Annotated in this window: 13 protein-coding genes; 6 read left to right on the top strand and 7 right to left on the bottom strand. The window is 72.3% G+C overall.

Annotated features, from left to right (window positions below):
- Nucleotides 1–36 precede the first annotated feature (36 nt).
- Both H1A17_RS35655 and H1A17_RS26120 read left to right on the top strand, forming a co-directional pair.
- Entirely contained in the window at nucleotides 37–6,543 is a 6,507-nt protein-coding gene (locus H1A17_RS35655) for a putative adhesin (RefSeq protein WP_194823123.1), read from the top strand.
- Between the two features lie 249 nt (nucleotides 6,544–6,792).
- Nucleotides 6,793–7,464 (top strand): hypothetical protein, encoded by a 672-nt coding sequence (locus H1A17_RS26120; RefSeq protein WP_145918583.1) that lies wholly within the window; start codon nucleotides 6,793–6,795, stop codon nucleotides 7,462–7,464.
- Nucleotides 7,465–7,550: 86 nt separating this feature from the next.
- Here H1A17_RS26120 and H1A17_RS26115 read toward each other — a convergent pair whose 3' ends face one another.
- On the bottom strand, nucleotides 7,551–8,525 hold the full coding sequence (locus tag H1A17_RS26115; RefSeq protein WP_194823122.1) for an Acg family FMN-binding oxidoreductase: 975 nt from the start codon (nucleotides 8,523–8,525) through the stop codon (nucleotides 7,551–7,553).
- Nucleotides 8,526–8,808: 283 nt separating this feature from the next.
- Here H1A17_RS26115 and H1A17_RS26110 point away from each other — a divergent pair, with 283 nt between their 5' ends.
- The gene (locus H1A17_RS26110) at nucleotides 8,809–9,447 is read left to right on the top strand and encodes a response regulator transcription factor (protein ID WP_067310092.1); all 639 of its coding nucleotides are present in this window, start codon (nucleotides 8,809–8,811) and stop codon (nucleotides 9,445–9,447) included.
- 30 nt (nucleotides 9,448–9,477) lie between these two features.
- Here H1A17_RS26110 and H1A17_RS26105 read toward each other — a convergent pair whose 3' ends face one another.
- Both H1A17_RS26105 and H1A17_RS26100 read right to left on the bottom strand, forming a co-directional pair.
- Nucleotides 9,478–11,148: a GAF domain-containing sensor histidine kinase gene (locus H1A17_RS26105; RefSeq protein WP_145922648.1), complete on the bottom strand. Its 1,671-nt coding sequence runs from the start codon at nucleotides 11,146–11,148 to the stop codon at nucleotides 9,478–9,480.
- Between the two features lie 96 nt (nucleotides 11,149–11,244).
- Complete coding sequence (locus H1A17_RS26100; protein ID WP_194823121.1) at nucleotides 11,245–12,255, bottom strand: Acg family FMN-binding oxidoreductase; 1,011 nt, start codon at nucleotides 12,253–12,255, stop codon at nucleotides 11,245–11,247.
- 188 nt (nucleotides 12,256–12,443) lie between these two features.
- Here H1A17_RS26100 and H1A17_RS26095 point away from each other — a divergent pair, with 188 nt between their 5' ends.
- Nucleotides 12,444–14,780 carry a heavy metal translocating P-type ATPase gene (locus H1A17_RS26095; RefSeq protein ID WP_194823120.1) on the top strand — a complete coding sequence of 779 codons (2,337 nt, stop codon included), beginning with the start codon at nucleotides 12,444–12,446 and terminating at the stop codon, nucleotides 14,778–14,780.
- Between the two features lie 118 nt (nucleotides 14,781–14,898).
- Here the strand turns inward: H1A17_RS26095 and H1A17_RS26090 are convergent, their stop codons facing one another.
- From H1A17_RS26090 to H1A17_RS26075, 4 genes are all read right to left on the bottom strand, one after another.
- Nucleotides 14,899–15,765 carry a universal stress protein gene (locus H1A17_RS26090; protein WP_194823119.1) on the bottom strand — a complete coding sequence of 289 codons (867 nt, stop codon included), beginning with the start codon at nucleotides 15,763–15,765 and terminating at the stop codon, nucleotides 14,899–14,901.
- Between the two features lie 68 nt (nucleotides 15,766–15,833).
- Nucleotides 15,834–18,233, bottom strand: coding sequence for a phosphoketolase (locus tag H1A17_RS26085; RefSeq protein ID WP_194823118.1), 2,400 nt, complete (start codon nucleotides 18,231–18,233; stop codon nucleotides 15,834–15,836).
- Between the two features lie 125 nt (nucleotides 18,234–18,358).
- Nucleotides 18,359–19,189: a universal stress protein gene (locus H1A17_RS26080; protein WP_145918589.1), complete on the bottom strand. Its 831-nt coding sequence runs from the start codon at nucleotides 19,187–19,189 to the stop codon at nucleotides 18,359–18,361.
- A 73-nt stretch (nucleotides 19,190–19,262) separates the two neighbouring features.
- On the bottom strand, nucleotides 19,263–20,066 hold the full coding sequence (locus tag H1A17_RS26075) for a PP2C family serine/threonine-protein phosphatase (protein WP_145918590.1): 804 nt from the start codon (nucleotides 20,064–20,066) through the stop codon (nucleotides 19,263–19,265).
- A gap of 116 nt (nucleotides 20,067–20,182) precedes the next feature.
- Between H1A17_RS26075 and H1A17_RS26070 the strand changes: the two genes are divergently transcribed.
- A complete protein-coding gene (locus H1A17_RS26070; RefSeq protein ID WP_145918591.1) occupies nucleotides 20,183–20,419 on the top strand; it encodes an HTH domain-containing protein in 237 nt (78 codons plus the stop codon).
- Nucleotides 20,419–20,758 (top strand): Clp protease N-terminal domain-containing protein (locus H1A17_RS26065; protein ID WP_305070371.1); only part of this gene is annotated, 340 nt, incomplete at its 3' end. The genes H1A17_RS26070 and H1A17_RS26065, both read left to right, overlap by 1 nt.

The following is a 20,758-nucleotide window of genomic DNA, read 5'->3' as shown; positions in this document are numbered from 1 at the left end:
AGTCTGGTGAAAACCTCCGTTGCACGTCCTGCCCCCGTGCGCCGCTTCACCCAGGTGGTCGCCGCGACGCTCACCTCCGTACTGGTCGTCTCCGGCATGACGGTGCCCGCCCAGGCTTCCCCCGGGTCGGTCACCCTCAACCGACAGCGGGAGAAGCTCGACCGGGACGGGCAGACCGCCCGGGGGAGGGCCAATCCCACCAGCCCAGCCACCAGCGCCAAGCTGAGCCCGCCGGTGTGGCCCGCTCCTGGCCGGGCGTCGGTGACCCTGCCGCCCGTCGACGACGAGCGCCGGGCAGCACCGGCCCGGGTGAAGGCGGGAAAGCTGCCGGTCACGGTGAGCCGGGCACCCGGCGCGGCAGGAGCCGACACGTCAGCGGTCTCGGTCGAGGTGCTGGACCGGGCCGCCGCACCGCAACGCTGGCGCGACGGTCTGCTGCTGCGGCTCGGCGAGAGCGCCGGGGGTAGCGGTGCCGGCGGCGCGACCACCGCGAAGCGGCCGGGCGCGGTTACCGTCTCGGTCGACTACCGGGCCTTCCGCACCGCCTTCGGCGGCAACTGGTCCTCCCGGCTGCGGCTGTGGCAGGTGCCGGACTGCGCGCTGCGGACCCCGGATCGGGCCGGATGCGCGGCGCAGCCGTTGCCCTCGCGCAACGACGGATCGTCGGTGAGCGCCGAGGTGCCCCTCGGCACGGACGGTGCGGGCCGGGCCGGGACTGCGGCTCCATCGCTGGTTGCACTGGCCGCAGGTGCGTCTGGTCCGGAGGGCGACTTCGCGGCCACCCCGATGTCGGCGAGCGCGACCTGGTCCGCCGGCACGTCGACCGGTGGCTTCTCCTGGTCGTACCCGATGCGGATGCCGCCGACGATCGGTGGCCCCGCGCCCAGCCTCGGGCTCTCCTACACCTCCGACAAGGTGGACGGGCAGTCGGATGCGTCCAACAGCCAACCCTCCTGGGCCGGTGAGGGCTTCGACCTCTGGTCCGGCTACATCGAGCGCAGCTACGTACCGTGTGCCGACGACATGTCCGGCGGCAACAACAGCACCAACCGCACCGGTGACCAGTGCTGGCGGTCCGACAACGCCACCATGTCGCTCAACGGACGGGGCGGCGAGCTGGTCTACGAGGCGGGCAAGGGCTGGCACAGCCGCAACGAGGACGGCTCCAAGATCGAGAAGCTCACCAACGCCAGCAACGGCGACAACGACGGTGAGTACTGGAAGGTGACCACGCCGGACGGCGTGCAGTACTTCTTCGGCCGCAACAACCTGCCGGGGCAGAGCAACGCGACGGACTCCACCTGGACCGTGCCGGTCGCCGGCAACCACGCCAACGAGCCGTGCAACGTGTCGTCGTTCGCGTCATCGTTCTGCAACCAGGCGTGGCGGTGGAACCTCGACTACGTCGTCGACCCACGCGGCAACACCGTGTCGTACTGGTACGACAAGGAGCTCAACCGGTACGCGAAGAACGCGAGCTCCACCAACAAGGCCGAGTACGTGCGCGGCGGCGTGCTCAAGCGGATCGACTACGGCACCTGGGACCGTGGCTCCGGCGACCGGTCGGTGACCGCGCTGGCACAGGTGGTGTTGGAGACCCAGGACCGGTGTGCGGCGGACTGCCAGATCCACGACGCCGCGCACTGGAAGGACGTCCCGTGGGACCAGGACTGCGCCTCGGGGGCGGCGGACTGCGGGGAGAACTACGGCCCGACGTTCTGGAGCACGAAGCGGCTGTCGAAGGTCACCACCCAGGTCTGGGACACCACGAAGACCACGCCCGCGTGGCAGCAGGTCGACTCGTGGACCCTCGACCACACCTATCCCGCCGTCGGTGACGGCAGCGATCACGCCGGCATGTGGCTCGCCTCGGTGGTCCACCGGGGCCTGGTCGGTGGGACCGTCGTCATGCCGCCGGTGACGTTCGAGCCGGTGTCGATGCCCAACCGGGTGCTCAGCAAGAACAACACCAGCAACAACCGGATGCGGATCGGCAACATTCTCACCGAGACCGGTGGCAAGATCCAGGTCAGCTACAGCCAGCGTGACTGCACCGCCACCAGTCTGCCGTCCGCGCCGGAGACCAACACCCGGCGCTGCTATCCGGTGGTCGGCCCGGACCCGTACGACGCCGATCTGGAAATCACCGAATACTGGCACAAGTACGTCGTCACCCAGGTCTCCGAGTCCGACATCAAGGTCATGGTGGGCAGCACCGACCACGGCCAACCGGTGCAGAACACCTTCTACACCTATCTCGGCTCCCCGGCCTGGCACTTCGCCGACGACAACGGCCTGGTCAAGCCGAAGCGCAAGACGTGGAACCAGTTCCGCGGCTACGGCCAGGTGGAGGTGCGCAAGGGCGACGCCCCGGCGCAGACCCTGACCCGGACCACGTTCCTGCGCGGCATGCACGGCGACCGGGTGAGCAAGTCGAGCACCGCCAAGCGCACCGTCACCGTGGCCGCCTCCCTGGGCACCGAGACGGTGTACGACGAGGACCAGTTCGCGGGCATGGTCCGGGAGCAGGTCGTCTACGACGGCGTCGACACCAGGCCGGTCTCCAAGACGGTCAACGTGCCGTGGCGTTCACCGGCCACCGCGACCCGCACCATCAACGGTGACGAGGTCACCGCCCGCTACACCAACACCCGCGTTGCTTACACCGCCACCGCGCTGGGCGTCAACGGGGCGGGGGGCTGGCGGACCGCGCGGACCGTGTCCGCCTTCGACGACACGTACGGCACCACCGACACCATCCAGGCCGACGGGGACATCGCCAGCACCGGCGACGAGAAGTGCACCACGTACCTGTACAACCGGAACGTCACCGCCAACATCGTGCAGGCGGTCAAGCAGATCACCGTCAAGGCGGTGCCCTGCGCGACCGCGCCGGCAACCGAGGCCGACATCGTCGCCGACGAGCGGAAGTTCTACGACGGCGCGACCAGCGTGGACACCGCGCCCACCCGGGGCGAGGTCACCCGGGTCGACAAGCTCAAGGACTGGTCGTCGTCGGGCGGCACCGTCTGGCAGACCACCGGTCAGGCCACCTTCGACGCGTACGGTCGGCCGAAGACCGCCACCGACAACCGCGGCCGGACGGTGACCACCGAGTACACCCCGGCCACCGGTGGCCCGGTGACCAAGGTGACCACCAGGACGCCGGACCCGAACGGCAGCACCACCGACTGGGTCAACACCGTCGACACGCGGCCCTACTGGGGTCAACCCGTCCGCACGACCGACTACAACGGCCGCCTCGCCGACATGGAGTACGACCCGATGGGTCGACTCGCCAAGGGCTGGGAGGTCGGCTGGGCGAAGGCGGACCATCCGACGACCCCGTCGGTCGAACACACCTACTGGTACGCGCCGAACCGGGACGCCTACCCCTACACGACGACCCGCAAGCTGCACGCCGGTGGCGGCTACCTGACGTCGTACGAGATCAAGGACGCCTTCCTGCGTCCCCGGCAGTCGCAGACCGCCGGGGTGGGCGGCGACCGGGTGGTCACCGACACCCTGTACGACGCGACCGGCCGCGCGGTCACCAGCTACCAGGCGCACGCCGAGCCTGGCACGCCCGGGGGCGCGCTCTGGTGGGAGCCGGAGTGGTCGGTGCCGGCGGTCACCAGGACGCTGTACGACAACGCCTCCCGGGCCACCGACCAGATCCTCTTCGGCACCGACGGCGTCACCAACCTGGTGGAGAAGTGGCGCACCACGACGACGTACCTGGGTGACACGGTCACGGTGACCCCGCCGGAGGGCGGCACGGTCACCACCACCAAGACCGACATCGAGGGGCGGACCGTCGAGCTGCGCCAGCGGACCGACGACGCCCAGGCCACCCCCGACCTCGTCACCACCTACGCCTACAACCGCAAGGGGCAGCTCGCCAAGGTCACCGACACCGACGGCAACGAGTGGGTGAACACCTACGACGTCAAGGGCCGGCAGATCACCGCGAAGGACCCGGACAAGGGCACCACCCAGACCACCTACACGGTGTACGACGAGGTGGAGACGAGCACCGACGCCAACAACAACGTGCTGGTCAACGAGTACGACGGGATGGGCCGACGCAAGGCGCTCTATTCCGGCAGCATCGCCACGGCGAACAAGCTCGCCGAGTGGAAGTACGACAAGCTCTACACCGGGGCGACGCTGCGCGGTCAGCTCACCGAGAGCATCCGCTACGAGTCGGCCGGCTCCACCAACGCCTACAAGTGGCAGGCGCGAGCCTTCAACACCCGCTACCAGCCCACCGGCGCGAACTACGTCATTCCCGCCAACGAGGGCAGCGGCCTGTCCGGCACCTGGATCTACGGCTACGGCTACTCGTCGTACGAGGGAAGCCCCACCAGCATCACCTATCCGGCCGCCGGGGGCCTGACCGCCGAAACGGTGCAGACCGGGTACGACGCGACAACCGGCCTGCCGACCCAGCTGTCCTCCACCCTGGCCAACGTCGGCCGCTACGTGATCGGGCAGGACTACACCAGGTACGGCGAGCCCACGCTGACCACCCGCAAGACCGACGGTGGGGTGTATGTCCAGGACGACACCTACTACGACGCCGTCACCCGGCGGGTGACCCGCACGAAGGTCAAGCCGGAGACCGCCACCGGCACGGTCAACGACACCAGCTACAGCTACGACGCGGCGGGCAACATCACGTCCATCGCCGACACCCCCCAGGTGGGCACCGCCGACACCCAGTGCTTCCGCTACGACGAACTACGCCGGATGCGGCACGCCTGGACCCCGAAGGCCGGCGTCGCCTGCGCCGCCGACCCGAAGGTCGCCGACCTCGGTGGTCCGGCCCAGTACTGGAACGAGTGGGAGCTCGACGACGTCGGCAACCGCAGCACCGAGAAGGTGCACACGGCGGCCGGGGACACCGTCCGCACGTACACCACGCCCACCGGTGGCGCGAACGTCGTCCGGCCGCACGCCGTCACCTCGGTCCTGACCACGGTGCCCGGCCAGACCGACGTCACCACCAACTACAGCTACGACAACGTCGGCAACATGCGCTGCCGGCCCGTCAGCGGCACCGCCAACAACTGCACGACCGGCACCAACTCCCAGACGCTGAACTGGAACGCCGAGGGCAGGCTCGCCTCGGTGAGCGTCGGCGGGCAGACCGTCGAGACCAACATCTACGACGCCGACGGTGCCCGACTGATCCGGCGGGACACCACCGGCACCACCCTCTACCTGCCCGGCCAGGAGATCCGGCGGGACAACAGCTCCGTCGTCACCGGCACCCGCTACTACAGCTTCGCCGGCAAACTGGTCGGCAACCGCACGCCAACCGCACTGACCTGGCTTTTCTCCGATCACCAGGGTACCCAGCAGACGGCTGTCGACGCCGCCACCCAGGCGGTGACGATCCGCCGGCAGACCCCGTACGGCGACCCCCGGGGCAACCCGCCGCTCTGGACCAACAGCAAGGGCTTCGTCGGCGGCGACAAGGACCCCACCGGCCTGACCCACATCGGCGCCCGACAGTATGACGCCGGCCTCGGTCGGTTCGTCTCGGTCGACCCGGTGCAGGACCTGGCCGACCCGCAGCAGTGGAACGCCTACGCCTACAGCAACAACAGCCCGATCACGTTCTCCGACCCGACCGGCCTCATCATGTGCTCCGACGACAACTGCGGAGCCGGCGCTGACTACGAGGACTCGGCTGGCAACGTTCACGAGACGAAGGGCGACAACGACGGCTGCGGCGGTTCCTGCGGCGACCAGGAGTGGGCAGAGGCCCAGGCGGCGAATAATGCCGGCGGGGGCAACGGCGGCGGCGGTGGTAAGGGCGGCGGCAAGGACGGTACTCCCACCAACGAGCAGATCAAACGGGCCAACGAGATCAAGAAGCAGAACGCGGTCTCGATTGTCGTCCGGGCCGGTGGCGAGCTACTGATCAAGTTCTTCGGTATCGATGACATTCTGGGCTGCATCCATGGTGATCTGGCGGCGTGTGCCTGGACGCTCATCGGCATGGTTCCGGGGACCAAGGCGCTCCAGATTGCCCGTAAGGCTGGCACGATCGTCAAGCTGCTCGGCCGGACCGGCAAGGCGCTGATGAAGTGGGCCGACGAGGCGAAATGGGCCGACAGCATTATTTCGCGGGCGGATGCTGCACGAAAATCCAGCCCCCCTGGGTCGCCTAAGGCGGTAGTGCCGGGCGGTCGTCCGGATGGTGAGGTGGTTTTTGCCGGGCATGGCAGACATGATCTGGCTGACGGAAACTTCGTGGTTCCAGAGGGTACCAATGTTGCCGTATATGCTCCATACTCCCGCCAATTGACGGACGCGGACGCGTTTAGGGTGGAAAGTGGGTCGTCACTTCGCCCGGTCCGGGTTTATCGCGCAGGTGAGTCGATGCCGAACTTCACGCTGTTGCCTGCAAGTAATCTGCGTGTGCGCGCGGGCAGCGTGAGAACTGATCAGCCCGCCCTGCTGAGCAATCTAGTGAGGCCGGGCATGGGTACGTGTCACTGGGCTGCCTGTAGTGTTGTTGGTCGAAGATAGCTAGCCTCTCTTGCGACGAGGTGGGCGGAGTTGATAACGCGATTTCGATGTCAGTGTTAGGGTGGTGTACTTGTGGAAGCAGTGAAAGGTGAGCAGCGGGTCAGGCGTTGGCTTGATGCCGTCTGGGCGCGCACGCGATCACTTCGCATACTCGCAGGTGGAGAGGACGGTCCGGGGCTTTCTGATCGAGATGTCCTTTCCGAAGTTGCTGATGGGGAGATGCTTAGTATTCTCCGCAGAATAACTTCGGTGGGGCGCTTTTCGGCTGACTTGTGTAGATGTCCGGGCGATCTGACTATCGCTTTGTATGATGCTGACGCGGCCCTGCTTGGATCCGCATCGGTGCATCCGGGGTCGTTGTCTTGGGAGCGTAACCGCTTCGGGCTCGACCTACTTATTCTTAACTCTCTTGATCTAGAATTATGCTTCGCTAAAGTTGGGGTTCAGGGTGCATCGAGGAGTCTTCTCGGGCAGATGATCGATGCACTTGATCTGCATGAGGGTGAGATACAGTTTCGCAGGGCAGCAGACCCTGATGCCCTGGTTCGTCACCGTGTTCCTGAGGCACTCTACGGAAAATTGTCAGAATTGTCGGGCGATCAGGCGGCTGGCGTTGATCAGGAGGCAATTGACAACTTGATGGTGGATTTGCGGCGGTCGGAGACTGGGGACGCCGCCCTGGCGCGTCAAATTCTGGCCTGGCTTGGGACCGCCACCTGGCCAGCCGAGGCGATTGCTGGTGACGGGCAGTTGGCCCGAAGGCTATTGGCGCAGCTTGACCCAGAGGTTGTAGAGACTGTTCTTCCTAGTCTTTCCGAGCCTGCGGAGATTATGGGGGGCGTGGTCTGGGCGGCGCATCAGTCCATTGATGCGCCCAGCGTGGTTGCTCTTGGCCCGGCCATCAAAAGAATCTTGTCTTAACTCAGAACGACGGCGCACGCCCGGCGTCGTCCGACCCAAAGTTCCATTGAAGGCACCGCCCAATCCAAGGGGATGAGTGCCGGTGGTCAGCCGGGTGCCACCGCCACGTCGAGCACCTCGTCCACGCTCCGTCTCGGGGTCGCCACCCCCGGCTGCCCGTACCCGATCCGCATCACCATCTGCGGCGTGCCGAAACGCCCCAGCGACAACCGCAACGCCTCCCGTGCCCCCGACACCTCGATCGGCTGCGACAGCATCGACACGGCGAGCCCCGCGTCGGTGGCGGTCAGCAGCACCCGCTGCAACGCCTGCCCGGCCAGCACCTGGTCGACGACCGTGTTGCCGGCCGCGCCGAGCACCGCCACCAGCGGTTCCGGCTCGAAGTCGCGGCCGGGGGCCCGGTCGAGGCCGCCGAAGCCCCGCGACGGCAGCAGGTCCTGTGGTTCGGTCTGCGGGCCTCCGGCGCGGGCGGGCACCCCGTCGGGGGCGGGTTCGGTGCGCACCCAGTCGGCGCGTTCGGCCCGGTAGGCGGGGTCGCGTTCGAGCACCCGGTGGGCGCTGCGGGCGACCTCGGCGAAGGCATTGACGGCGCTGACCCCGATCACCAGTTCCAGCCAGCACTGTTCGGCGCGGGCCGCCTCACCGAGCCGCCAGCGGGCCTCGGCGGGCACCGGGTCGGGCCAGAACGGCGCCCGGTTGCTGAACCGGCGGCCGATGGCCGCGTACAGGCTCTGCTCGGCCGGGGTGGGGCGGCGCGGCAGGTCCGGGACCAGCCGGGCCAGCACGTCCGGGTCGGCGGGGTACGGGCGCAGCCGTACGGTCGCCGGGGTGCCCGCCACGGCCAGGGAGAGGCGCAGGTTGAACAGGGCGGCCCCGCCGGCGATCCGGGTCCCCCAACCGCTCGGGTCGGTGGCGGGCAGCCGGCGGGTCGGGTCGACCGACACCTCGATCCCGCCGTCGCGCAGTCGGAACCGCCACGGCTGGGTGTTGTGCAGGGAAGGCGCGCGGACGGCGTCCGCGACGGCGGCCCGTAGCTGCGCCTCGGTGTACCCGGTGCCCATGGTCGTGCTCCTTCCGTGGCGGTTCGTGCCGCGCCACCCCGAGCGGGGAACGCCTCGCCCCGGCCGGCCGACGCCGACCCGGTTCCCGGTGGTGGTTCCCCTCCACGGTCCGTCACCCGGGGGTGGGCCGGGCAGGGCCGGACGTCCCGACCCGCCGGGCCGCCCTCCCCGACCCGGCCGGGCCGCCCGTCCCCGGCGCGACGTGCCGGAAAGGCGGCCCGACGCGCCGGGTTAGGGACCTTCGGCCCGTGCACGGGCCGGTCCGGGCGGGTAGAAACGAGGGATGATCCGGGTGTTCCTCCTCGACGACCACGAAGTCGTCCGCCGTGGCCTGGCCGACCTGTTGCAGAGCAGCGGCGACATCGAAGTGGTCGGCGAGTCCGGCTCCGCGCAGGAGGCGGCCCGGCGGATTCCCGCCCTCCGCCCCGACGTGGCGATCCTCGACGCCCGGCTGCCCGACGGTAACGGCATCGACGTGTGCCGGGACGTCCGGGCGGTCGACTCGTCGATCAAGGGGCTGATCCTCACCTCGTACGAGGACGACGAGGCGTTGTTCGCCGCGATCATGGCGGGTGCGGCGGGGTACGTGCTGAAGCAGATCCGGGGCACCGACCTGGTCGACGCGGTACGCCGGGTCGCCGCCGGGCAGTCGCTGCTCGACCCGGCGATCACCACCCGGGTGCTGGAACGCATCCGCAGCGGCGTCGAGCAGCCCCGCGAGTTGAAGACCCTCACCGAGCAGGAGCGCCGCATCCTGGAGTACGTGGCCGAGGGGCTGACCAACCGGGAGATCGCCGGCAAGATGTTCCTGGCCGAGAAGACGGTGAAGAACTACGTCTCCAGCGTGCTGGCCAAGCTGGGCCTGGAACGCCGCACCCAGGCCGCCGTGCTCGCCACCCGCCTGCTCGGCCAACGCCACTGACCCACCGCCCGGGTGGGCCGCCCCGGGGGATCAGTCGCGCAGCGGGACCGACCAGCAGAGTTGGGTACCGTGCGGCTCGACCCGGCGTACCTCGAACTCGCCGCCGTGCCGCTCGGCGCGTTCGCGCAGGTTCACCAGGCCACCCCGGGCGGCGGCCGGGTCGCAGCCCACCCCGTCGTCGGTGACCGTCACGGTGACCCGGCCGGCGTCGACCCGGACGGCGACGGCGACCCGGCTGGCCTCGGCGTGGCGTACCGCGTTGGACAGCGCCTCGCGGAGCACGGCGGTGAGGTCGGGGCGGACCGGTTCCGGCACGGCGCTGTCGATCGGGCCGTCCAGCTCGACGGCTGGCCGGAAGCCCAGCGACCCGGCGGCCACGTCGACCGCCTCCCGGATCTCGGTGCGCAGCGCCGCGCTCATCGGGGTACGCAGCTCGAAGATGGTGCGGCGGATGTCGCGGATGGTGGCGTCGAGGTCGTCGACGGCCGCGTTGATCCGCTTGGCGACGTCGGGCCGGGCGTGCATCGCGCCGCTCTGCAGTTGCAGGCCGGTGGCGAACAGCCGCTGGATCACCACGTCGTGCAGGTCCCGGGCGATGCGTTCACGGTCCTCCAGGACCACCAGCAGTTCCCGTTCCTCCTGGCCCCGGGCCCGCTCCATGGCCAGGGCCGCCTGACCGGCGAAGCTGGCCAGCAGGGTGACGTCGGCGTCGGCGGCCCGGCCGGCGTCGGGACGGTGCGCCACCACCAGCACCCCGTGCAGGGTGTCGGCGGCGGCGAGCGGGGAGACCACGGCCGGGCCGGCGACCACCGGCACCGGCCAGGGCGCCGCCTCGGCCAGGTTGTCGAGCAGTTCCCGGCGACGCTCGGTGACCGGGCCGGCGAAACTGGTCTCGCTGGCCGGCAGCAGCGCGCCGACCAGCCCGTCGGCGTCACCGTCGGCGGAGTCGACCACCTCGACGGTGAACTGGCCGGCGTCCTCGTCGTAGAGCAGCACCAGCGCCAGCTCCGCCTCGGCGACCTCCCGGGCGCGGCGGGCCACCAGGGTCAGCGCGTCGGTCCGGCGTACCTCGCCGAGCAGCACCGAGGTGATCTCGGCGGTGGCGGCCAGCCAACGTTCCCGGCGGTGGGCCAGCGCGTAGAGCCGGGCGTTCTCGATGGCCACCCCGGCGGCGGCGGCCAACGCCACGACGATCTCCTCGTCGTCCTCGGTGAACTCCGGCGCGCCCTGCTTCTCGGCCAGGTAGAGGTTGCCGAAGACCTGCTCGCGGATGCGTACCGGCACGCCGAGGAAGCTGTGCATCGGCGGGTGGTGCGGCGGGAAGCCGTACGACTGGGGGTGCTGGGTGATGTCGGGCATGCGCACCGGGCGGGGCTCGTCGATGAGCAGGCCGAGCACCCCGCGCCCGTGCGGCAGGTCACCGATCTTCGCGTGCAGCTCGGCGTCGATGCCGTGGGTGATGAAGTCGTGCAGCAGCCGGTCGGGCCCGATCACGCCGAGCGCGCCGTAGCGGGCCCCGACCAGCTCACAGGCCGCCTGCACGATCCGTTGCAGGGTGCTGCGCAGGTCGAGGTCGGTGCCGATGCCGACCACCGCGTCGAGCAGCGCCCGCAGCCGCTCCCGGCTGGTCACCACGTCGCCGACCCGGTCGAGCATCTCCTGGAGCAGCTCGTCCAGGCGGACCCGGGACAGCGGACTCAGCCCCAGCGAGGGGACCTGGTGTTCGTTGCGGGAAGCAGGGGTGCTGGCGGCCACGCGGGCGATGTTACCGCCCGGTGACCGCCGGGCACGAGATCGTCAGGGCCGCTGGTCGCGTACCGCGGAGGTGTCGACCACCTGCGCGGCCGGCAGCCGGGGGGTGTGCGGTGGGCCGGCGTGCGCCGGGTCCGCGAGCCCGATCCGCAGCACCAGGTACGGGTAGCCGAGCCCGCTGAGCAGCTGCCGCAGCGTCTGCCGGGTGCCGGCCACCTCGACCACGCCGGACAGCGGCACCACCGACGCCCCGTGCCGGGTGGCGGTGAGCCACAGCGCGGAGAGCGCCTCACCGGCCCGCAGCCAGCTGTCCGGTTCGTCCTCGTCGCCGTAGAGCAGCCCGTACACGGCGGCCTTGTCGTGCCCCGGGCCGACCGGGAGGTCGCCGGGGCTGCCGAAGTCCCGGGCCGGGACGGTGGTCTGCGGCGGGTTCTGCGGCAGCACCTCCGGCGGCAGCCCGGTGCCGCTGTCGGCCCGGTGCGTCCAGTACTGCAACTCCTCGCGGGTCTGCGGGTCCTCCGCCTCGATGGTGCCGGCGTGCGAGGCGGTCGCGGCCAGCTCCATCACCTGGTCGGCGTCGAGGATCTGCAACCGGGCCCCCTCGGCGTCCGCCGCGTGGGTGATGTCGCCGATCGCCTCGGCCGACACCGGTTCGTCGCTGACCGGCCGCCGGTCGGTGTGCCGCACCTGCATGCACTGCACCAGGCGCATCGCCTCCGGGTCGGCCCCGGAACGGGTCAGGCCGGTCAGCCGGGCCAGCAGGTCCGGCTGCTGCGGGTCGGGCAGTCGTTCGACCACCGCCGTCCAGCCCTCGGCCGCCAGCGCCACCCGGGCGTGGTGCAGGGCCGCGCCGCAGCTGACCGCCACCAGCCGGCCCTCCGGGTCGGTGGCGGAGAGCTGCCGTTCCCGGACCACCCGCAGCTCCAGGGCGTCCGGCAGGACCCGCCAGCGCCACGGCTGCGTGTTGTGCACCGAGGGGGCGTGACCTGCCGTCGCCGCCGCCTCCGCGAGCGCGGTGGTCAGCGGGCGGTCCGTCGCGGGCGTCTGGTGGCTCATCGGCACGACCTTTCCGTTTCTTTCCCATCGTGCCCCACCCCGTCGGCCCCGGGGTGGGGATACCGTTCCATCCTTGCCTGCCGGCCCGACCTTCGCGCAGGGTCCGCAGGTCCCCCCTCGGGGGCATTTCGGCCCGGCGGTTTCCCGGTTCCCGGTCCCCGCCGGCCCCCTGCTGGGACGATCCGCAGGTGGACGCGGCACCGCAGGAGTGTGTTCCGCAGCGGCCGGTCGACAGGCGTCCGGTGCGCTGGCGCGAGTGGACGCCGCTGGCCCTGCTCGGCGTGGCGCTGCTGGTCGGGGCGGTGCTCTGGCTGACCGGGCGACGTGGTCCCGCCGACGGCGTGTGGGCGGCGGCGACCCTGGGGGCGCTGGTGCCGGCGGTCGGGGCGGTGCTGCGTCAGTGGTGGCGGCGTCGGTTCGGGGTGGACGTCATCGCCGTGCTGGCGTTGGCCGGTGCGCTGCTGGTCGGGGAGTACCTGGCCGGGGCGGTGATCGCGGTGATGGTGGCGACCGGCCGGGCGCTGGAGGCGTACGCCCGGGGACGGGCGACCCGCGACCTGCGCGCCCTGTTGGCGCGGGCGCCCCGGCAGGCACGGCGGCGCACCCCGGACGGGGGGATCGAGGTGGTCGGCCTGGACCGGGTCGCGGTGGGGGACGACCTGCTGGTCGGGCCGGGCGACGTGGTGCCCGTCGACGGGCTGCTCGCGGCCCCGGCGACGCTCGACGAGTCGGCGGTGACCGGCGAGTCGCAGCCGGTGGGCCGGGCCGCCGGGGAGCAGGTGTCCAGCGGGGTGGTCAACGCGGGCGCCGCCGTGGGCCTGAAGGCCACCCGGGACGCGGCGGGCAGCACCTACGCGGGGATCGTCCGGCTGGCGCGGGAGGCGACCGCCCACCGGGCGCCGACGGTCCGGCTCGCCGACCGGTACGCGGCGGCGTTCGTGCCGTTCACCCTGCTGCTGGCCGGGGTGGCGTGGTGGTGGTCGGGGGAGGTCGTCCGGGCGGTGGCCGTGCTGGTGGTGGCGACGCCGTGCCCGCTGCTGCTGGCCACCCCGATCGCGATCGTCTCCGGGCTGTCCCGGGCGGCCCGCCGGGGCGTCCTGGTGCGGGACGGCGGTGCGCTGGAGTTGCTCGGCCGGGCCCGTACCCTGCTGGTCGACAAGACCGGCACGTTGACCGCCGGGCGGCCCCGGGCGGCGGAGACGGTGGCCGGCCCCGGTGGCGACCGGGACGAGGTGCTGCGGCTGGCCGCGTCGGTGGAGCAGCTCTCCCCGCACGTGCTGGCGGTGGCGCTGGTGCGGCAGGCCCGCGAGCGGCGGCTGCGGCTGACCACGCCGACGGAGGTGACCGAGGAACCGGGGCGGGGGGTCAGCGGCCGGGTCGACGGCCGGCCGGTGCGGGTCGGGCAGCTCACCGGCGACCTGCCCGACTGGGCGGAGCAGGCCCGGGAGCGGGCCGAGCTGGCCGGCTGGTCGACGGTGTGGGTGAGCGACGACCACGGCCCGCTCGGGGCGGTCCTGCTGGAGGACCCGGTCCGCCCGGACGCCCGGCGGACGGTACGGCGGCTGCGGGAGGCCGGGCTGTCCCGGCTGCTGCTGCTCAGCGGGGACCGGCCGCGTACCGCCGAGCAGGTGGCCCGGCTGGTGGGGGTGGACGAGGCACTGGCCCGGTGCTCCCCGGAGCAGAAGGTGGCCCGGGTCCGGCAGGAGGCGCGGCGGGCGGTCACCGTGATGGTCGGCGACGGGGTGAACGACGCGCCGGCGCTGGCGGCGGCACACGTCGGGGTGGCGATGGGGGCGACCGGGGCGACCGCGTCGGCGGACGTCGCCGACGCGGTGATCACGGTGGACCGGTTGGACCGGCTCGCCGACGCCGTCGAGATCGCCCGGCACGCCCGCCGGATCGCGGTGCAGAGCGCCGCCGTCGGGATGGGGCTGGCGGTGCTCGCGATGCTTGCCGCCGCCGCCGGTCGGCTGCCGCCGGTGGCGGGCGCGTTCCTCCAGGAGGGCATCGACGTGCTGGTGATCCTCAACGCGCTGCGGGCGCTGCGCGGCGGGCTGCGCCGTCCGGACGTCCCGCCGGCCACCCGCGCCCTGCTCGACCGGTACGCGGGCCAGCACGCCGGCGTACGGGACGTGCTCGCCCGGGTACGGGACACCGCCGACCTGGTGGCGACCCGGCCGACCGCCGACGGGTGCCTGCCGGCGCTGCGCGACACGCACCGCCGGCTCACTGACGAGGTGCTGCCGCACGACAGCGCCGAGGAGCGGCAGCTCTACCCGGCGTTGGCCGGCCCGCTGGGCGGGGAGGTGACGTCCACGATGAGCCGGGAACACGTGGAGATCCACCGGCTGGTGGACGCGATCGGTGGTCACCTGGCCCGTACCGACGGGCGGTTGCGCCCCGACCAGGTGCCCGACCTGCTCGCCAGCCTGTACGGGCTGGACGCGGTGCTGCGCCTGCACCTGGCTCAGGAGGAGGAGGACTACCTCGCCCTGGACCCCGACCCGCCCGCCCCGGGGCGTTGATCCACCCGCCCCCGTGGTGATCCACGCGCTGGGGCCGATGTTGCGGTGTCAGATCGTCGGATCACCGCAACATCGGCCCAACAGCCGCCCGACCCGCGCGCCCGACCCGCGCGCCCGGTCAGCGTTCGCGGACTACGGCGACCGGGCAGTGCGCGTGCTGGATGAGCTGCTGGCCGACCGAGCCGAGGAGCATCCCGCGCAGCCCGCCCCGACCCCGGCTGCCGACCACCACGAGCTGCGCCTCCCGGCTCGCCTCGACGAGCGCGGCGGCCGGCCGGGCCGGTGCGATCTCCACCGTGACCGGAACCTCGGGGAACGTCTCCCGCCACCCGGCGAGGGCCTGTTCGATCTCGGCCCGGTCGGCCGCGAGCCGGGCCTCGGCGTCCGGGTCGGAGGGCCGCCAGCGGTCGTCCGGCGGCTCGAAGGCCCGCAGCACCCGCAGCGGGGCGTCGCGCTGCGCGGCCCGCTCCACGGCGAACCCGAGCGCCGTGCCGGCCTGCTCGGAGCCGTCGAAGCCGACCACCACCGGGCCGGTGACCTTGGCCTGCGCCTCGCGTACCACCACGACCGGGCAGTGCGCGTGGGCGGCCACCGAGACCGCCGTGGAGCCGGCGAGCAGGCCGGTGAAGCCGCCGTGGCCCCGGCTGCCGAGCACCAGCAACCCGGCCTCGGCGGACCGTTCCTCCAGCACCAGCGCGGGCGGGCCGTCGAAGACCTCACCGTGCACGGTGACGCCGGGCCAGGCGGCGGTGGCGTCCGAGGCGGCCTTGTGCACCAGCTCCTCGACCTGCCGCCGGGCGTTGTCGTCCGGCCAGACCCCGGGGGCCAAACCCGGGCCGACCCAGCCGGCGACGGTCATCCACTCGAAGACGTACGCCAGCCGGACGGGGCGTCCGCTGCGCTGCGCCTCGGCCAGTGCCCAGTCCACGGCGACGCCCGCGTCGGCGGAGCCGTCGTAGCCGACCAGGATCTCGTCGGGGTTCATCGTCTCGTCCTTTCCTGGCTGGGGGGGGGTGTGACGGTGGGCCGGCCGGTGACCGGCCCACCGCGGGGTCACTGCCCGTCGAGCTGGGGCTGGGTCTCGCGGAGCCAGCGCCACTCGGCGACCCGGGGGTCGTCCTCGCCGTACCGGCGGGTGTGGTCGCGGCACGCCTGCCGGGTGTCGACCATCTCCTGCCGCAGGTGGGCGGCGCGGGCGGCCAGGCCGGGCACCCGGTCGATGACGTCGATGACCAGGTGGAAGCGGTCCAGGTCGTTGAGCATCACCATGTCGAACGGCGTGGTGGTGGTGCCCTCCTCCTTGTAGCCGCGTACGTGCAGGTTGGCGTGGTTGGCCCGCCGGTAGGTGAGCCGGTGGATCAGCCACGGGTAACCGTGGTAGGCGAAGATGATCGGCTTGTCGCGGGTGAAGATGGTGTCGAACTCGTTGTCCGGCAGGCCGTGCGGGTGCTCCGAGGACGGCTGGAGCCGCATCAGGTCGACCACGTTGACGACCCGCACCCTCAGCTCGGGCAGCCGCTGGCGGAGCAGGTCGGCGGCGGCGAGGGTCTCCAGCGTCGGCACGTCACCGGCGCAGGCGAGCACCACGTCCGGCTCCTGGCCGTCGTCGGTGCTGGCCCAGTCCCAGATGCCCAGGCCGCGCCGGCAGTGCTGGACCGCCTCGTCCATGGTCAGCCAGTTCGGCGCGGGCTGCTTGCCGGCCACCACCACGTTGATGTAGTGCCGGCTGCGCAGGCAGTGGTCCATGGTGGAGAGCAGGGTGTTGCCGTCCGGCGGCAGGTAGACCCGGACCACCTCGGCCTTCTTGTTGACCACGTGGTCGATGAAGCCCGGGTCCTGGTGCGAGAAGCCGTTGTGGTCCTGCCGCCACACGTGGCTGGAGAGCAGGTAGTTCAGCGAGGCGATCGGCTCCCGCCAGGGGATGCCCCGGGTCACCTTCAACCACTTGGCGTGCTGGTTGACCATGGAGTCGACGATGTGGATGAACGCCTCGTAGCTGGTGAAGATGCCGTGCCGGCCGGTCAGCAGGTAGCCCTCCAGCCAGCCCTCGCAGAGGTGTTCGGAGAGCACCTCCATCACCCGGCCGTCGGGGGAGAGGTGGTCGTCGGTGGGCTCGATCCGGCCGTCGAAGGACCGGTCGGTGACCTCGAACGCGGCACCGAGCCGGTTGGAGGCGACCTCGTCCGGGCCGAACAGCCGGAAGGTCTGCGGGTTGGCGGTGATCACGTCGCGGACCCAGGTGCCGAGCACCCCGGCCGCGCCGACCACCGGTTCACCCGGCTGCTTGACGTCGACGGCGTAGTCGCGGAAGTCCGGCAGGGTCAGGTCGCGCAGCACCCGCCCGCCGTTGGTGACCGGGTTGGCGCTCATCCGGTGCTCACCCTTCGGCGGCAGCGCGGTCAGCTCGGCGACCGGGGCGCCGGTGGCGTCGAAGAGTTCCTCCGGCCGGTAGCTGCGCAGCCAGCGCTCCAGCTCGGCCAGGTGCGCCGGGTTGTCGCGTACCTCGGCGATGGGCACCTGGTGGGCGCGGAAGGTCCCCTCGACCTGCTTGCCGTCGACCCGGGCCGGGCCGGTCCAGCCCTTGGGGGTGCGCAGGATGATCATCGGCCAGCGGGGGCGCTCGACGTGGCCGCCGGAGCGGGCCACCCGCTGGATCTCGGCGATCTCGTCGCAGGCCCGGTCCAGGGTGGCCGCGAGGAGCTGGTGCACCTGCTCCGGGTCGTCCCCGGCGACCAGGTACGGCTGGTAGCCGTGGCCGCGCATCTGGTCGAGCAGGTCCTCGGTGGGGATCCGGTCCAGCACCGTCGGGTTGGCGATCTTGTAGCCGTTGAGGTGCAGGATCGGCAGCACCGCGCCGTCGCGGGCCGGGTTGAGGAAGACGGTGGACTGCCAGCTGCCCGCCAGCGGGCCGGTCTCCGCCTCCCCGTCGCCGATGACGCAGGCGACCAGCAGGTCCGGGTTGTCGAACGCGGCGCCGTAGGCGTGGCTCAGGGCGTACCCCAGCTCGCCGCCCTCGTGGATCGAACCCGGCACCTCCGGTGCCACGTGGCTCGGGATGCCGCCGGGGAAGGAGAACTGGCGGAACAGCCGCTGCATGCCGGTCTCGTCGCGGCTGACCGAGTGGTACAGCTCGCTGTAGGTGCCCTCCAGCCAGGTGTTCGCCACCAGGGCCGGGCCGCCGTGGCCGGGGCCGGTGACGAAGATGGCCGACAGGTCACGGTTGACGATGACCCGGTTGAGGTGGGCGTAGAGCAGGTTCAGGCCGGGGCTGGTGCCCCAGTGACCGAGCAGCCGGGGCTTGACGTGCTCGGGGGCGAGCGGCTCGCGCAGCAGCGGGTTGTCGAGCAGGTAGATCTGCCCGACGGTCAGGTAGTTCGCCGCCCGCCAGTAGGCGTCCAGCCGGCGCAGCTCGTCGTCGGTCAGGGGGCTGTGCAGGTCGAGAGCGGTGTCCATGCTGCCAAAGCCTCTCGCGGGTCGGGGAGTTCTGCACCCGGAAGCGCCGATTCGCCCCGGGCAGACCCAGTCTTCGCGTTCGCCCGGTCACCGGTCAGGGCCGTTGGTCCCGGCCGCTGGGGACGTCATGCCCCGGCCGGCACGGCGGAAACCAGTCCACGGACGACGATGACCGGAGCCGGCGCGTGGTAGAGCAGGGTCTGGCTCACCTCGCCCAGCATCCCCCGTCCCGGCTGGTCGCCCCGCGCGCCGACCAGCGCCACCTGCGCCGAGCGGGACTGCTCCACCAGGACGGTGCCGGGGTCGCCGCGTACGGTGTGGCACTCCGCCGGCACCCGCGGGTGCTGCCGGCCGACCTCGGCGACCAGCGTGCCGAGCACGTCGTCGCCGCCGTCGGGTCGTCCCGGCTCGACGGCCCGGACCGCGATGACCCGGGCCTGCCGGCGGGCCGCGCAGCCGAAGGCGAAGTCGAGCGCGGCCCGGGAGCTGGCTGAGCCGTCCACCCCGACCAGCACCGGACCCGGGGGCGGTGGGTCGCGGCGGACCACCAGCACCGGGCAGCCGGCGCGGGCGGCGAGCTGCACGGCGGGGGCGTCGGCCGGTACGCAGCCGCCGCAGCCGGCCATCCCGCCGTCCCCGATGGCCACCAGGAACGCCGTCCCGGAGCGGCGGATCAGGGCTTCGACCGGCGCCCCCTCGACGATCTCGCCGTTGACCGGTACCGCCGGTTCGACCTCGTTGGCGGCCGTGGCGGCGTGGGCGATCAGCTCCTCGGCGGCGTCCCGGCTGCCGGCCACCGACGGGCCGGTGAGGGCGGCCTCCCAGTTGAAGGCGTGCAGCAGGGCCAGGCCCCGGCCATGCGCGGCGGCCTCCCGGGCGGCCAGCCGGACCACCGCGAGGTCGTCCGGTGCCGGCCCGACCCCGACCACCACCGGCCCGCCCGTGGACCCGGTCATCCGGTTCACCTCCCGGCACGCCCCACGCCGTCCCCACCGACGCTAGTCGCGGCGGGCGGGCGGTGGGGCCGGATCAGTCGGACGGGTGCCCGCCGGTCGCCGGGTGGACGCGCAGCACGACGGCGGTGGCGTTGTCGCTGCCGCCCTCGGCCAGGCTGGCGGCGAGCAGGCCGCGTACCGCCCGGGTCGGGTCCGGTTCGGCGAGCAGGTCCCGCAGGCGGTGGTAGTCGAGCTGGTCGCTGATTCCGTCGGTGCACAGCAGCCAGGTGTCGCCGGGGCGCAGTGGCACCCCGAGGAGGTCCGGGTCCGGCCGGTCGGGGTGGCCGAGGTAGCGCAGCAGCTGGTAGCGGGCGCGGGCGGCCTCCCGGGAGTTCGCCGGCCACCAGCCGTGCAGCACCCCGAGCCAGGCCATCGTGTGGTCCACGGTCACCAGCTCCAGCAGCCCGTCGCGCAGCCGGTAGGCCCGGGAGTCGCCGAGCTGGACGATCCAGGCCAGCTCGCCGTCGGGCTGGGCGAGCATGGCGGTGAGGGTGCAGCCGGCCAACTCGTCGATGGCGGCACCGGCCCGGCGTACCCGGATCTGGGCCTCGGTGACCGCGGCGCGCAGCTCGCGCGGGCCGACGGCGGGCCAGCCGGCGCGGACCAGTTCGTGCAGGGTGTCGCGGGCGGTGGTGCCGGCGACGCGGCTGCCCTCGCCCTCGCCCATGCCGTCGACGACCACCGCGAACGGCAGGTCGGGGTCGACGTGCAGGGCGTCGAAGTTGGCCGAGTAGCGGTGGCCAGCCACGGTGCCACCGGCGACCTCCCACTCGACCCGGCCGACGGGCAGCCGGCGGGCCGCCTCGACGGGCTGGTCGGCGGTGCGGCGACGGAACACCAGCGGACCGTAGCACCGCCGCCGGCCAGGTTCGGGCCGCCCGGCGTCGTGTCGGGTACGCGACGGTATCGTCAACTCAGGTTGACGCCCGGGGAGTGTCAACGTAAATTGACAGCATGAGTCAGGCGACGGAACTCGCGGCGGCCGCCGGCAGCACCGACCCCCGGGTCGGCCTGCGCGCCGTGCGTGCCCTGCGCCGGCTCCTCGAACGGCTGGAGGTGGTCCAGGTGGACAACGCCCGACGACAGGGCTGGTCCTGGCAGGAGATCGCCGACGCGCTCGAGGTCAGCCGGCAGGCGGTCCACAAGAAGCACGCCGGGCGACCGGCGGTACCCGGCACCGGGGAGGCATGATGTTCGAACGGTTCACCGACCGCGCCCGCGCGGTCGTCCACCACGCGGTCGAGCAGGCCCAGGCCGACGGGCGGGGACCCGTCGGCACCGAGCACCTGCTGCTCGCCGTCCTGGCCGACGGCGACGGGCTCGCCTGCCAGGTGCTCACCGCCGCCGGCCTCGACGCCGACGACCTGCGCGCCCGGATCAGGCGGCACACCGGCGACGGCGGGACGGGGCTCGGCGAGGCCGACGCCGCCGCGCTGCGCGAGATCGGCATCGACCTCGCGGCCATCGTCGCCCGGATCGAGGACACCTTCGGCCCGGACGCCCTGCGCGCCGCCGTCCCGGCCCCCCGCC

This window comes from Micromonospora sp. S-DT3-3-22 (assembly GCF_015354745.1).
Lineage (GTDB): Bacteria > Actinomycetota > Actinomycetes > Mycobacteriales > Micromonosporaceae > Micromonospora > Micromonospora wenchangensis.
Note: the sequence above shows the minus strand (reverse complement) of the source record. Positions and strands in the feature narration are given on the sequence as shown.

Bases quoted from the DNA above. Each gene is read 5' to 3' on its own strand.
- H1A17_RS26070 (WP_145918591.1), top strand. From the start codon at position 20,183: ATGAGTCAGGCGACGGAACTCGCGGCGGCCGCCGGCAGCACCGACCCC.
- H1A17_RS26110 (WP_067310092.1), top strand. From the start codon at position 8,809: ATGATCCGGGTGTTCCTCCTCGACGACCACGAAGTCGTCCGCCGTGGC.
- H1A17_RS26080 (WP_145918589.1), bottom strand. From the start codon at position 19,189: ATGACCGGGTCCACGGGCGGGCCGGTGGTGGTCGGGGTCGGGCCGGCA.
- H1A17_RS26085 (WP_194823118.1), bottom strand. From the start codon at position 18,233: ATGGACACCGCTCTCGACCTGCACAGCCCCCTGACCGACGACGAGCTG.
- H1A17_RS26090 (WP_194823119.1), bottom strand. From the start codon at position 15,765: ATGAACCCCGACGAGATCCTGGTCGGCTACGACGGCTCCGCCGACGCG.
- H1A17_RS26115 (WP_194823122.1), bottom strand. From the start codon at position 8,525: ATGGGCACCGGGTACACCGAGGCGCAGCTACGGGCCGCCGTCGCGGAC.
- H1A17_RS26100 (WP_194823121.1), bottom strand. From the start codon at position 12,255: ATGAGCCACCAGACGCCCGCGACGGACCGCCCGCTGACCACCGCGCTC.